The following is a 13,220-nucleotide window of genomic DNA, read 5'->3' as shown; positions in this document are numbered from 1 at the left end:
CGACGAGGCCGGCGGCCACACCCGTGGCGCAGTGGGTGAGGATGTCGCCCTCGGTGAGCAGGGGCGCGATGTCGGCGAGGTCGGGCGGACCGTAACCGATGTGCGCCATGAGCGGGCGCTCCAACCGCCGGGCGAGTTCGACGGCCCGGCGCAGCGGCTCCAGGCCGTGCTCGCCGACGGTGTGGCGGTCGATGCGTGCCTTGACGCCGCGGACCAGGTCACCGTGCTGGGCGGCGACCGCGGCGGCGGCGTCCACGTCGAGGTTCTCCAGTACGTGGTGTTCCCCCGTGCGACCGACGAGCCCGAGCCCGGAGACGTTGATCAGCGCGTGCACGCGCAGCGGCGAGGGGTCGGCGACGGCGCGGCGCAGTCCCTCCATGGCGTAGGCACCGGCGGATCCGGCGTCGACCCAGGTCGTCACGCCCGTGCGCCAGGCCAGGGGCTCGGGGTCGAGCCCCCAGTAGGTGGCGCCGTGCCACACGTGCGTGTGCGCGTCGACCAGCCCCGGCAGGACCAGTCGGCCGGACACGTCGACGGTCAGTGCCGCCCGGCTCCCGGGGAGCCCCGCGGCGACGGCGGCGATCCGGCCCGCGCGGACGGCGACGTCAGCGGTCTCGTCACGCCCCGACGCGGGGTCGATGACACGGCCGCCGCGCAGCAACAGGTCCCACACACCGACCATTCCCTTCGCTGCTGCGCTATGTGCAGCAGTGTTGCGTATTTCCCATCGCAAGGAATAGCATTCGGCTGTGTCGCGGGTCAACACCCCGTGTGACGCGGACGATGAACGGGAGGTCGTGAGTGAACGAACCGCAACGGACTGGGAGCAGGGCGGACTCCCCCGCCGGTGGCCCGGACGGCGATCCCGGGTCGGTGGACGCCGTGTGCGTGGGCGAGACGATGGCGCTGCTCGTCCCCGAGGGAACCGTTGGACACGCCGCGGACACCGCGCCGCTGTTCCGCGCGGAGATCGGTGGAGCGGAGTCGAACGTCGCCGTGCACCTGGCCCGCTCGGGGCGGCCGGTGGCCTGGCGCGGCGCCCTGGGCGACGACCCCTTCGGACAGCGGATCCGCGACCGCCTCGCCGCCGCCGGGGTGCGCTGCGTCGTCCGCACCGACCCCGAACGCCCCACCGGCCTGTACATGAAGGAACCGGGCCCCGACGGCACCCGCGTGCGCTNGGCCGCCTCCGCCCTCGGCGGGGAGGACGCCGCCGAGATCTGGCGACTGCGTCCCCGCCTGGTCCACACCTCGGGGATCACCGCGGCCCTGTCCGCGTCCGCGCACGGGCTGGTCGAGGAGCTGCTGGACGCCGCCCCCGAGGCCACCCTGCGCAGCTTCGACGTGAACTACCGGCCCGCGCTGCACGGCGCCCGCAACGCCGGAACCCTGCTCGACCTCGCCCGACGCGCCGACGTGGTCTTCTGCGGACTCGACGAGGCCCAATCGCTGTGGGGGGTGACCGACGTTCCGGAACTGTGCGACCTCCTGCGGGGAACCGGACGTCGAAGCCCCGACCTGATCATCGTCAAGCAGGGCGCCGAGGGCGCCACGGCCGTGCGCGACGGACGATCCTGGTTCCAGGCCGCGCCCAGGGTCGAGGTCGTCGAACCGGTCGGCGCCGGCGACGCCTTCGCCGCCGGGTTCCTCACGCGGTTGCTGGACGGGTCCCCGGTCCCGGACTGCCTGGCGGAGGGCGCCCGGTTGGCCGGGGTCGTCCTGGGGATCCACGGGGACATCCCGCCCACGCGGCCGCGCGTCCCCACCGCCTGCGAGACTGGCTCCGGCCCTGACCTGGGGCCGCGCCCGCAGTGACGAACCGAGGGGGAGGACCGCGGTGTCCAACAGCGTCGAACGCGCCATGCGCATCCTGGTGGAGCTGGCCGACGGACCGACCACCATCAGCGAGCTCGGTCGCCGCCTGGACGTGCACCGCACGACCTCGCTCCGCCTGCTGCGCACCCTGGAGGAGCAGCGGTTCGTGCGCCGCGCCGACGACGGCAGGTACCAGTTGGGGCCCCGGATGGCCACCCTCGCCGCCGCCGCGTTGGAGGGCTTCGACGTGCGCGGCCTGGCCGCCCGGCACCTCCGGGACCTGGGCGCCGCCTGTGGTCAGACCATCCACCTAGGCGCGCTGGAGGGCGACCGCGTGGTGTACCTGGACAAGGTCGAGTCGCGCCACGCCGTGCGCATGTACTCCCACATCGGCGCGCTCGCCCCGCTGCACGCCACCGGCATCGGCAAGGCGATCCTCGCCCATCTGCCGGAGCACGAGCGCGACGCCCTTCTCGGCGACCCGCCGTTCGCCCGGTGCACACCCAACACCCGCACGGACCGGGCGGCGCTGGACGAGGAGTTCGCCCTGACCGCGGAGCGCGGATGGGCGCTCGACGACTTCGAGCACGAGGAGTTCGTCCACTGCGTCGCCGCGCCCGTCTTCGACGCCTCCGGGAAGGTGACGGCGGCGATCTCGGTCTCGGCACCCAGCATGGTCCTCGACCGGCCGGGCCTGCTCGCCCTCACCGGAGACCTCACCGCCACCGCACGCGACATCAGCGAGGAACTGGGTTGGAGCCAGCCATGACCAGTAAGTCCACCACCACCGCGTCCCCCGACGGCGGCGGAGCGCCGCACCGCCCGATCGCCGTCTGGGCCGACTACTTCACCGACGGGCTGTCCCCCGTCCCCCTGATGCTGATCCTGCGAGGTGTCTCCCCCGACGACGCGGTCTCCGCCGCCCGGGAGGCCTGGCGGGCCGGTGTGCGGCTGGTCGAGGTCACGCTGGAGCGCGAGGAGGGCCTGCCCGCGCTGGAGGCGGTCGTCCGGGCCGCCGAGGGGCGTTTCGACGTCGGCGCCGGAACCCTCACCACCCCCGAGCGGCTCCGACGCGCCGTCGACGCCGGTGCGAGGTTCGGCGTGGCACCGGGCCTGGACGCCGACACCGTCGCCGAGGCCGACCGCATGGGGGTCCCGTTCCTACCCGGCGCGGCCACACCGACCGAGGTCGGTCAGGCGGTGCGGCTCGGGCTCACCGCGGTCAAGGCGTTCCCCGCGCACCTGCTGGGGCCGGGCTGGATCCCGGCCCTGCGCGGACCGTTCCCGGAGCTGCGCGTGGTGGCCACCGGGGGCGTCGACGCGACGAGCGCCCCCGAGTACCTGCGCGCGGGCGCGCTCGGGGTGGGCGTCGGCCGGTCGCTGGCCGCCGGCGGCGGACTGTCCGACCTGGCCGGTGCTCTGTCCCGGTAGACCCGTGCAGGGATCCGGGTGGTCACTCACGCTCCTCCAGCATGGTCACCGCGCGCTCGGCGACGGCGATGAGCAGTTCCTCGTCGTCGACGAAGTCGGCCTCGCCGGTGGCGCTACCGTAGGCCTCGCCCGCCGAGACCTCGATGAGGACGGTGCCCACACGCACCAGCACGTCGGCCTGACTGCGCGGCTCCTCACCGCTCCCCACGACGTAGTGCGAGACCAGCGCCTCGTCGCCGAGGCCGTCGAGTTCGTCGGACTCGATGACGTCCCGCCACTGGTACTCCGCCTCCCCGAGCAGATCCTCCGCCTCCTCGTCGTACTCCCGCTCCGCCTCCTCCTCATCCACGACGGCCTCGTAGTCGTCGTCGTGGGGAAGTTGGAAGGAGACCGTCAAGCGCCCCACGGTTCCGTCGGAGAACTCGGCGACCCAATTGCACCTCATGCCGCCGTCGTAGTACCCCTGACCCGGCAGTGCGGCTGAGAGGGCACCCAGTTCCGCCCCCGTCGCGGCGGCACACGGATCACCGGGCAGCTCGTCGAACTCCGGCTCCGGTGCGGCCGTGCCCGAGCCGGTCAGGGCGAACACCGTCCCGGCCGCCCCGGCCACCGCGACGTAGGCCGCGAGCGTCGCCGCCACGGTGATCCCCACGGTGCGCCCGGTACCGCCCCTCCTCACGGGCGGTGGGACGGGCGGGGGCGTGGGGGCGGCGGGGTACTGGGCGGGGCCTTGCTGCATGGCGGGGGTCTCCTGTCGTCTGGACGCCGTCCACAGGGCGGCGCCCCGTGCGTCTGGGGAAGGGCGGCTATCCGAACACGTCGGCGATCACGTCGGTGAGCAGTTCCTCGGCCCCGGCGGCGTCGAGGTCGTCGCCGCCGCTCGGCAGGGTCACCCGGAGCGAACTCACGACGTCTCCCTCACGCACGACGACGCTCACGCGCTGGGTGGTGCCGGACTCGTACTCGTAGGCGATGTCCGCCAGGACGAGCACGTTCTCGTCCCCGAGGCCGAGATCCGCCTCCTCGGTACCGACGATCTCCGTCGTCGATCCCTCGACCACGGCGGCGAGCTCTCCGGCGGACTCGACCTCGTCCTCGTACATCGTCTCGGCGTCCCGGGGGACGTCCTCGTCGGACAGCTCCTCGGCCAGTTCGGCGTCCGCCTCCGACATCGGCACGGAGTGGAAGACTCTCAGGGAGACCTCGTCCTGACCATGCATGGAGACATTCCAGCCGCACCCGCTGGAGTAGTTGGACACGCTCCAGGAGGAGACCTCCGCGTCGAGGTCGTCGCGGAGCTCCTCACTGACGACCGTGCACGGGTCGGCGGGCAGCCCCCTGGCGGGGCTCACGCCGGAGGGCCCGAAGGGGGAGAGGGCGTAGAGCACGGTCCAGGTGAGGCTTCCCGCGACGACCAGGGTCGCGAGGGCGGTGACGGTCACCGTCAGGGCCCTGCGGGGCGGCCGCGCGGCGGTCGGCGGCGACACCGGTTGCCCAGGAGGAACAGGATGCCCCTGTGGCGCGGGGTACCCATGCGGAGGTTGGGGTTGCCCCGGGTTCCCCGGGAACGGGGGTCGGCCCGGCTGCCCCGCCTGGGGAAACGGGCCGGGTTGGCCCGGCTGCCCCGGTCGGGGCGGGGGCTGCTGCCCGGGAACCCCCGGGGACGAGGGCTGCCCCGGCTGACCGTGAGGGGGCGGTGGGCCCGGCTGAGGCGGTTGAGGGGGCTGTCCCATGAGCGAGGGTCCATCCGGGGGAGAGTCGGCACCTGACGCCACGTATGGTCCCACGCCGCGAACACCGAAAGTACGCCTTACCCCCGGAATGGCACATACCGGCCACCGAAGCCGGGTCACCCCCACGGCGTGTCCGCGGTCACGTACCCTGCCGCACGGCGCCCCGGCACGGCCTCGCGGCGTTCTCCCCGGTCCAGGGCCTGTTTCCCGGAACGGTCACCCGAGGGGTGCCGTCCGACGACACCGGCCAGGGGGAGGAAGGCCGGTGTCAGGCCCCGCCCCGGGCGACGGTCGAGCCGTCCCGCCGGTGGCCCGGCCCGTCCCGTCACCGGTCGACCCGCATCCGCTCAGTGGGGGGCGACGCCGCGAACGTGTACGTCCCCCCAGGCTCCGAGCGGCCCGAGCGCCGCGTTGAGGGAGACCCCCATCGGGGTCAGCGAGTACTCGACACGCGGCGGCACCTCCCCGAAATCCTCGCGGCGCACGATGCCGTCCTCCTCCAGCTCCCGCAGGTGGGCGGCGAGCACCTTCTCCGACACGCCCTTCACCATGCGGCGCAGCTCACCGAACCGTCGCGGCCGTTCCTCCAGCGCCCAGACGATCACGACCTTCCACTTGCCCCCGATCACGTCGAGCGCGGCGTCGAGACCGCAGCTGTACGCGCCGGGCCTGCGTGACTCGCGCATGCTCCCCTCCTTCACCTGCACGCTTACCCCGAGGTGCGCACTCACTTCGAAGTGCGTACTTGTGGGCACCCGAGTCCTGCATGAACCCTAGTCGACATGACCGAACACACGATCGAAAAGCCCCGCGTCTGCGTCCTCGGCCTCGGCGACATGGGCGCCGCCTTCGCCCGCGCCTGGCGCGCCGCCGGTCACCCGGTGACCGTCTGGAACCGCACCGCCGCCCGAGCCGAACCCCTCGCAGCGGAGGGCGCCGACGTCGCCGCCACGGCCGCCGACGCGGTCGCCGCGAGCGACCTGGTGGTCACCGTCCTGTGGGACGACGCCTCCGTGGGCGCCGTGCTCTCCGACGCCGACTTGACCGGGAAGGACCTGGTCAACGTCACCACGAGCACGCCAGAGGAGGCGCGCGCACGCGCGGAGTGGGCGAGCACCCGGGGCGCCCGGTTCGTCAGCGGAGGGATCATGGCGGTCCCGACCATGGTCGCCGCCCCCGAGGCGGGCGGCTACGTCTTCTACAGCGGTTCCGCTGACGCCTTCGCCCGTCACGAACGCACCCTGTCCGTGCCCCTCACGACCAGATTCGTCGGCGAGGACGCCGGGCACGCCGCCCTGCACGACGTCGCCCTGCTCAGCGCGATGAGCGGCATGTTCGCCGGGGCCGCCCACGGCCTCGCCCTGGTCCGCGACGCGGACGTGGACCTGGCGCGGTTCGGTGCCTTGCTCTCCGACTTCTTGGCCGCCATGGCCTCGGCCGTCCCCGACACCGCGCGGCGGCTGGAGAGCGGCGACTACACGACCGGCGTCGCCTCCAACCTCGCCATGCAGGTCAGGGGGAACGCCACCCTGCTACGGACGGCCGAGGAGCGCGGCGTGAGCACCGAACTCCTCCGCCCGTACACGCGCCTGATGGAGCTCCGCCTGGCCCGCGGCGGTGCGGAGGAGGACGGCACGGGCGTGGTCGACCTGCTCAGCGAGGTGCCCCGCTGAGATCCGCGTCCGCACGGTCCGGCCGACCCTCGCGCCGCCGCCAGTCGGGGACCTCCAGGTTCGTGACGGCACGCAGGAACCACTCGGCCGGGCCGTACCGGTGCCACGCCATCCACCACGCGCTCAGCCACAGCTGCACGGCGAAGAGGACGACCGCGATCAGCAGCACGAACGGCGGGGCGACCCGTCCCACCAGCCCAAGGCCGAACCCGGTGAACAGCAGCGCGCAGACCAGTGACTGGCCGAGGTAGTTGGACAGGGCCATCCGTCCGGCGGGGGCGAGCGCGGCGGCGATCCGCCGACCGCGACCGCGTTGGAAGAGGCGGAGCAGGGTCGCGGCGTAGGCGGCGCTGAGGAACGGGGCGGTGAGCAGGGCCAGGGAGAGCGCGTAGAGGTCGGCGGTACCTCCCAGATCGGCCAGGACCAGGGATCCGACGAGGCCGACCGGGAAGCCCACCCACTGGATCAGGCGCAGCGTGTGGTCGTGGGCGCCCGCGTCGGCCAGGACCCGGTGCCGTCCCACCGCCAGCCCCACCAGGAACGCGGCGAGCGCGACCGGACCCTGTACGCCCACGAGCGTGACGAGCATGCGCGGCAGGCTCTCCAGGTGTTCGCCGATGACGGTCAGCGGGCCACCCGCGAGCGCGGCCGTGGTCGCCTCTCCCGCGGCCAGGGCGGTCTCCGCGTCGAAGGGGGCCGCCCCGCTCATCCCCGCCCAGCGCATCATGACCGCGACGAGGCCGACCAGCACCGCCGCCGTGATCACAGCCGTACGCGCCCGTGCCCGGTGCAGGGCGAGCAGGACCAGTCCGAGTACCGCGTAGGTGGTGAGGATGTCGCCCTGGAACAGCAGCACCGCGTGCAGGGCCCCGATGGCGAACAGTCCCACCAGCCGCCGCAGGAACCTTCCGGTGAAGCCGACGCCCCGCCGCCGGGCCGAGTCGAACTGGAGCGTGAAGCCGTACCCGAACAGGAACGAGAACAGCAGGTAGAACTTCATCTCGAAGAACATCGCCACCAACCAGTGCGTACCCCGGTCCAGCGGTGAGGTGAAGGCGGGGTCGTGCACCTGGTGGAAGGCGTATCCGGAGGCGAAGAAGCCGATGTTGACGACGAGGATCCCCAGCAGCGCGAAGCCGCGCAGGGCGTCGAGGTCGAGGATCCGCCGCCCCGGTTCGGGCCGTGTGGAGGGGCCGTCGGCCGCACGTGTGCTCATGCCCCGAACCTAGGGACCGGGGAGCGCCCCGGACCATGGGCCGGGCTCGCCGAGTCGGGGTGGGGGGAACGCCACGTGCCCGGGGGGTGTTCGCACCACTGGCGGGGACGGGAGCACCGCGGGGTTGCAGATCCCGGCCCGGGGAGGGGCCGGGCCGGGAGCCGGAGTGGGGACGGTCCCGTCAGGTCAGACGGCCGCGCCGATGTTGACGTCCGTGCAGGAGTAGAAGGCGTTGGCCGTGTCGGCGATGTTCCACACGGCGAGGATCTTGTGCTGACCGCTGTAGGCGCTCAGGTCGACGGTGTGGGCCACGGTCCACGGCGGGCGGTGGCCCCCGTAGTCGAACCTGGCGACCTCCTGCCCGTCGACGTAGTACACCCAGTCGGTCGTCGCGTGGGCGGCGGTGAACGTCCAGGTGAAGGTGAGGGTCGAGCTGACCGGGGTGACGTCCCACCCGTAGTTGTCATCGTCGAGCTCGGCGAACCGGGCGTTGCCGCCGGAGCAGCTGGAGAGCCCCTTGGGGCCCTCGACGCTCTGCGGCTCCCACTTGATGGAGCCGCACTCCACGACCCCTGCGGCGCACTGGGCCTGACGGCTGGGGGGAGAGGAGACGTAGCCGTGGGCGTTGGCCACGCCGGCGGGCATCAGGGTGAAGGTCATGGCCGTCGCGGCGGCGACGGCGGCGAATGAGCGGAGTCTGCCGCGAATCTTCATCTGCGAACCCTTCGTGACGGGTCACGGCCCCGGAGAGTCCGGCGCGGTACGGAGTGTCCGGGGCCGTAGCGGGACGACCCGGGCCCCTTCGAGCCCAGGGCGGGCGGCCACCGTTCACGGATTCGGATATTCCCGGAACGAATCTGACTACTTTGTCGTGGTTTTCCAGGTTTCCGCGAAAAGTCCATTCCACCCGCTTCGGAAGACGGTAGGGAGACCCCTACCGCCCGTCAAGACACCCGCGCGACCGGTGCGAACAGGGGAGTCCGTACCAGCACGGGAACCCCGCGACCCCTCGGATCCACTGGTACTGACGTCACTGCGGCGACCATTTCCACCCTCAACTGGAAATATACTTAACAGATAGACGCCGTGGTCCACCCAGGAATCGGTTGAAAAAGGGTTCCACAGGCATGGCACGCCGACCAGACCTGTCTTCGAGGTTATATTTTCCTGTCCCGTAAAGTGAGTGCCACCAGGGACGGTCGGACCCCGTGCCACGCGACCCGCGCGCCCGTGACCGAGTCACACCACACGCACGGGCGCGCCGTATCCGCCGGGAACGGTACGTGTCCTACGATCCAGGCATGGGCCGATCGTCCGAAGAGTCGCCACTGCGCAGAATCCACTCCGAGGCCAGCCTGCTCGGAGGCGCCGCGTACGCCATCCTGCTCCAGATCGCCCACCCGAGCGTCGCCCAGGGCGTACACGACCACAGCGACTTCACCTCACGCCCCCTCGACCGCCTGCGCGGCACGCTCTACTACGTGTACGGCACCTCCCTCGGCACCGACGAGGAGCGGGCGCGCGTCCAGGCGATCGTCCGCGCCATGCACCGCCGGGTGAACGGTCCCGGGTACCGGGCACTCGACCACGACCTCCTGCTCTGGGTGGCCGCCACGCTGTTCCACACGTGGACACGGCTGTACGAGCTGACCGTCGGCGAGATCGACGAGGACGAGTACCCCGTCTTCCTCCGCGAGGCGGCGGTGTTCGCCACCGCCCTGGGGCTGCCCGAGGAGGAGTGGCCCGCCACCCCCGAGGCCTTCGACGCCTACTGGGCGGACGCGGTCGGACGGCTGGAGGTGGGCGAGACGGCTCTTCGCCTCTCCCGCCAGATCTTCCGACCCGCCAACCGGCTGTGGTGGCCGATCACGTCGGTCCAGCGGTTCCTCGCGGGCGGACTGCTCCCTCCCAAGCTGCGCGAGGGGTTCGGGATCCCCTGGTCCCCCGCCCGACAACGGCGGTTCGACCGCGTGGTCCGGGTGACCCGCACGGTGTACCCGCGTCTGCCGCACGCCCTCCGCGCGCTGCCGAGCAGGCTCTACCTGCGGTCCATGCGCAGGAACGGGGGCTGGACGAAGCCGCGCGGGACGCGGGGGAGCCGGGCGTCCCACCGAACGGGCGGAGTCCGCGGGTAGGGGGCCCAGGGCCTGTTTCTTGGAACGGTCATCCGAGGGGGTGTCGTTCGGGCGTCGGCAGGGTTCTTATGGATAGGGGTGCGCCGTAGGCGTCCGTTGAGGGTGGTGGAGGGCGACGGGCGGGCAGAATCCCTGCCTTACGGACGCACGAACACGGTCCGAAGCGAAGCGGAGGACCCAAAAAACACCGCCTGGGGCGTCTCAGTCAGCGTCGAGCTCGGCCAGGGCGGCACGGGCCTGGCCCAACTCGGGAACCCCCATCACGGTGAAGGCCCGTTCGGCGCCCCGGAGAAGCGTGCGGGCGCGGTCGGCGGGCATCACCGGGACCGGAAGCCGTCCGAGGGCGAGCGCCGCCCGGGCCTCGATGTAGCGCTCACCGCGCTCGACGGCGAGAGCATGCGCCTTCTCCAACTCGACGGCGGCCTCTTCGTACCGCCCGGCGGCGTGGTGGGTCACTCCGAGGTCGGCGCGGATCTCCGCGTCCCCGCTCCGGTTCCCCGACGCCTCGCCGAGCGCCAGAGCCTCGGTGTGGCACTCGACCGCCTGGTCCCAGCGGCCGGCGACCCGGTGGGCGATCCCCAGGGAGTTGTGGATGTAGATCTGGCTCGCCACGAGCTGCGACCGCCGGGCGCGCTCCATGGCGTCGTCCAAGGCGCGAAAAGCGCTCTTCAGGTCACCGAGACCGAGGTAGGCCTCGCCCATGGTCGTCATGGCCCGTGACCGCATGTCGGCGTTGTCCTCGTCGCTGGAGTCACGAAGGGCCTGCTCGCAGGTCTCCAGGGCCTCCTCGTACCTCCCGAGGATCCGGTGGAACAGCGCGAGGTTCCCCCGCTGCAACGCCTCCACTCTCGTGTTCCCGACGCTGATGGCGTACTCCAGGACACCGCGCGACGCCGCCACGGCGTCCTCGAACCGGCCCAGCCTCTCGTAGGCCATGGCCAGGTTGGCCAGTGCGCGGATCATGCCCTTGGCGTCCCCGACCGCCTCCAGGAGGTCCCGTGCCTCCGTGAGCAGTGCGAGGGACTCCTCGAAGCGTCCGGAGAGGCAGTGCGCGATACCCAGGCCGATGAGGGTCACCGCGCGACCGCGCTGGTTCCCCTGCTTGTCGCTGACCTGGAACGCCCTTTCCTGCGAGCTGATCAGCAGCGCCATGTGGCCGTGCAGCGCGTAGTAGCGCCACACCGCGTCCGCCAGGCGCCAGGCGCTGTCGCCGTTGTCGCTCGCCGCGAAGTACTCGATCGTGTCCGTCAGGTTCTCCTGGTGGAGGGAGAACCAGCCCTCCGCCTCCTCCCGCCCCGACAGATAGGTGCGGTGCCTGGCCTCACCGGTGTCCGGGTCGGCTCGGCCGTGCACCCCCATGACCTCCGCCCCGTGCTGGGCGGTCTCCAGGTAGAACTCGGCCAGTCGGGTCCGCGCGGACTCGACCTCCCCGTCCTCGAACTCAGCGAGCGCGCGTTCGAGGGAGAAGGCCCTGATCAGGTCGTGGAGCCGGTACACGTCCCCCTGCGGCTCGTTCAGAAGGCACACCCCGACGAGCTCCTGGAGTGTGTCGTCGGCGTCCTCGAGCTCCATGTCCAGCAGCGCGGCCGCCCCGCCCAGGTCGACCGTGTTCCCGATCATCAGGCCGAGCAGGAGGAAGGCCCGGCGCTGGTCGTCGGAGAGGCTCTGGTAGGAGAGATCGATCGCCGACTCCACGCTCTGACCCTCGACGCTCAGTTCACGGAACTTGCGGTTCCGCTCTCCGAGCCGCCTGGCGACGTGCGCGAACGACCACCGGGGACGGCTCACCATGCGACCCGCGAGAACCCTGAGCGCCAGGGGCAGGCCATCGCAGATACGGATGATGTCGCGCGCCGCCTCCGGCTCGGCTCGCACGCGGTCCCGGCCCACGACGCGTTCGAGGAGTTCCAGGGATGTCGACTCGTCGAACATCCCCAGGGAGAGGAACCTGGCGCCGCTCAGACCGGCCAGGTCGTTGCGCGTCGTGATGAGGGTCATCGACCCCGGTGAGGAGGAGAGGAGCGGGCTGACCTGTGCGTAGCTGGCCGCGTTGTCCAGGATGACCAGGGTCCTGCGTCCCATGAGCGTCGCCCGCCACAGCGCCGACCTCTCGTCGAGCGACTCCGGGACGGAGTCGGGACGGACGCCGACCGCGCGCAGGAGGGCCGCCAGCGCCGAGGAGGAATCGAGCGGTTCCTTGTTCGACGTGTAGCCGTAGAGGTCGATGAAGAGCTGCCCGTCGGGAAAGCGCTTGGCCGCCTCGTAGCCGAACCGGACCGCGGTGGTCGTCTTCCCCTCCCCGCCGGCTCCGGTGATCACACAGACCTTGGCGAGGTCGTCGTCGCCCTGGGAGATCTCCTCCAGCAACCGCAGGGAGTCCCGACGTCCGGTGAAGTCCGGCAGGTCCCGGGGAAGGTCGTTGCGCACGATGTAACCGGACCCGTGCCCGGTGGCGGGAGCCGCGGCCTGGTCCGTCACCCGCGCGGACCGCGCGTCGTCCCGGAGGATCCTGCCGTGCAGGGCGGTGAGCTCCGGTCCCGGATCGACTCCCAGCTCTTCGGCGAGGTTGGCGCGGAAGGTCTCGTAGACGGCGAGCGCACGGGCGCGTTCGTTGTCCCGCCACAGGGCGGTGATCAGCAAAAGGTGCAACCGCTCCCGGAACGGCTCCTCGCTCACCATGGGCGTGAGCCGGGACACGACCTCCGCCTGGCGCCCCAGGTCGAGGGCGCACGAGGCCCACGCGACGACGGCGGCCCACCTCTCCTCACGCAGGGGGGCGACGATCGAGTGTTCGAGGAAATCGGACCCGACGCCGGAGAACGGGACCCCTCGCCAACACTCCAACCCCTGGTCCAGGAGGTCGAGCCTGAGTTCCGGCTCGGAGTTCGCGGCCCTTTCCCGCAGTCCGCGGAACCGGTGCAGGTCGACGGTCTCCGGGGCGACGTCCAGGATGTATCCGCCGGAGGTCGTGGCGATGCTGTCGGGGAGCAGTTGGCGCAGGGGGTGGATCTGGACCTGGATGACCGAACGCGCCGTGCGCGGCGGATCGTCGTTCCAGAGGTAGGAGATCAGCTGGTCGACCGTGACCTCACGCCCGAGATGGACCAGCAGCGCTCCGAGCACGCAGCGCTGACGTGGTCCACCGACCGACAACGGTCGGCCATCGGACCACGCGGCAATGGGGCCGAGCACGCCGAATTCCACAAGAGGCAACCCT

The 13,220-nt window shown here is 71.8% G+C and carries 12 protein-coding genes; 5 read left to right on the top strand and 7 right to left on the bottom strand.

Going from position 1 to position 13,220, the window contains the following annotated elements:
- On the bottom strand, nt 1–673 hold a 673-nt coding region (locus D471_RS0127040; protein WP_026128116.1), incomplete at its 3' end, for an amidohydrolase family protein.
- Nucleotides 674–873: 200 nt separating this feature from the next.
- Here D471_RS0127040 and D471_RS0127035 point away from each other — a divergent pair.
- Genes D471_RS0127035 through D471_RS36430 form a run of 3 tightly spaced genes read left to right on the top strand, consistent with a single transcriptional unit; the run spans nt 874 to nt 3,246 of the window.
- The gene (locus D471_RS0127035) at nt 874–1,815 is read left to right on the top strand and encodes a sugar kinase (protein ID WP_017601510.1); all 942 of its coding nucleotides are present in this window, start codon (nt 874–876) and stop codon (nt 1,813–1,815) included.
- Nucleotides 1,816–1,837: 22 nt separating this feature from the next.
- Entirely contained in the window at nt 1,838–2,584 is a 747-nt protein-coding gene (locus D471_RS0127030) for an IclR family transcriptional regulator (RefSeq protein ID WP_017601509.1), read from the top strand.
- On the top strand, nt 2,581–3,246 hold the full coding sequence (locus tag D471_RS36430) for a bifunctional 4-hydroxy-2-oxoglutarate aldolase/2-dehydro-3-deoxy-phosphogluconate aldolase (RefSeq protein ID WP_017601508.1): 666 nt from the start codon (nt 2,581–2,583) through the stop codon (nt 3,244–3,246). Before D471_RS0127030 ends, D471_RS36430 begins: the two co-directional genes overlap by 4 nt.
- A 22-nt stretch (nt 3,247–3,268) precedes the next feature.
- On the opposite strand, the gene D471_RS0127020 is transcribed toward D471_RS36430, so the two are convergent.
- From D471_RS0127020 to D471_RS0127010, 3 genes are all read right to left on the bottom strand, one after another.
- A complete protein-coding gene (locus D471_RS0127020) occupies nt 3,269–3,985 on the bottom strand; it encodes a hypothetical protein (RefSeq protein WP_026128115.1) in 717 nt (238 codons plus the stop codon).
- A 67-nt stretch (nt 3,986–4,052) separates the two neighbouring features.
- Entirely contained in the window at nt 4,053–4,688 is a 636-nt protein-coding gene (locus D471_RS39765; protein ID WP_017601506.1) for a hypothetical protein, read from the bottom strand.
- Between the two features lie 638 nt (nt 4,689–5,326).
- Nucleotides 5,327–5,665 carry a winged helix-turn-helix transcriptional regulator gene (locus D471_RS0127010; RefSeq protein WP_017601505.1) on the bottom strand — a complete coding sequence of 113 codons (339 nt, stop codon included), beginning with the start codon at nt 5,663–5,665 and terminating at the stop codon, nt 5,327–5,329.
- A 96-nt stretch (nt 5,666–5,761) separates the two neighbouring features.
- Between D471_RS0127010 and D471_RS0127005 the strand changes: the two genes are divergently transcribed.
- Complete coding sequence (locus D471_RS0127005; protein ID WP_017601504.1) at nt 5,762–6,652, top strand: NAD(P)-dependent oxidoreductase; 891 nt, start codon at nt 5,762–5,764, stop codon at nt 6,650–6,652.
- Here D471_RS0127005 and D471_RS0127000 read toward each other — a convergent pair.
- Nucleotides 6,633–7,868 carry a DUF418 domain-containing protein gene (locus D471_RS0127000; RefSeq protein WP_017601503.1) on the bottom strand — a complete coding sequence of 412 codons (1,236 nt, stop codon included), beginning with the start codon at nt 7,866–7,868 and terminating at the stop codon, nt 6,633–6,635. The two genes, D471_RS0127005 and D471_RS0127000, sit on opposite strands and share 20 nt — an antisense overlap.
- A gap of 186 nt (nt 7,869–8,054) precedes the next feature.
- Nucleotides 8,055–8,582: a lytic polysaccharide monooxygenase auxiliary activity family 9 protein gene (locus D471_RS0126995; protein ID WP_017601502.1), complete on the bottom strand. Its 528-nt coding sequence runs from the start codon at nt 8,580–8,582 to the stop codon at nt 8,055–8,057.
- 587 nt (nt 8,583–9,169) lie between these two features.
- On the opposite strand from D471_RS0126995, the gene D471_RS0126990 reads away from it, so the two are divergent.
- Nucleotides 9,170–10,003, top strand: a complete 834-nt coding sequence (locus tag D471_RS0126990; protein WP_017601501.1) for an oxygenase MpaB family protein — start codon at nt 9,170–9,172, stop codon at nt 10,001–10,003.
- Between the two features lie 201 nt (nt 10,004–10,204).
- Here the strand turns inward: D471_RS0126990 and D471_RS0126985 are convergent, their stop codons facing one another.
- A complete protein-coding gene (locus D471_RS0126985; RefSeq protein WP_152486461.1) occupies nt 10,205–13,195 on the bottom strand; it encodes an AfsR/SARP family transcriptional regulator in 2,991 nt (996 codons plus the stop codon).
- Between the last annotated feature and the right edge of the window lie 25 nt (nt 13,196–13,220).

The sequence above is a fragment of the Nocardiopsis lucentensis DSM 44048 genome, from assembly GCF_000341125.1.
Taxonomy (GTDB): Bacteria; Actinomycetota; Actinomycetes; order Streptosporangiales; family Streptosporangiaceae; genus Nocardiopsis; species Nocardiopsis lucentensis.
The sequence above is the reverse complement of the archived record's forward strand: the minus strand, read 5'-3'. Positions and strand labels throughout refer to the sequence as shown.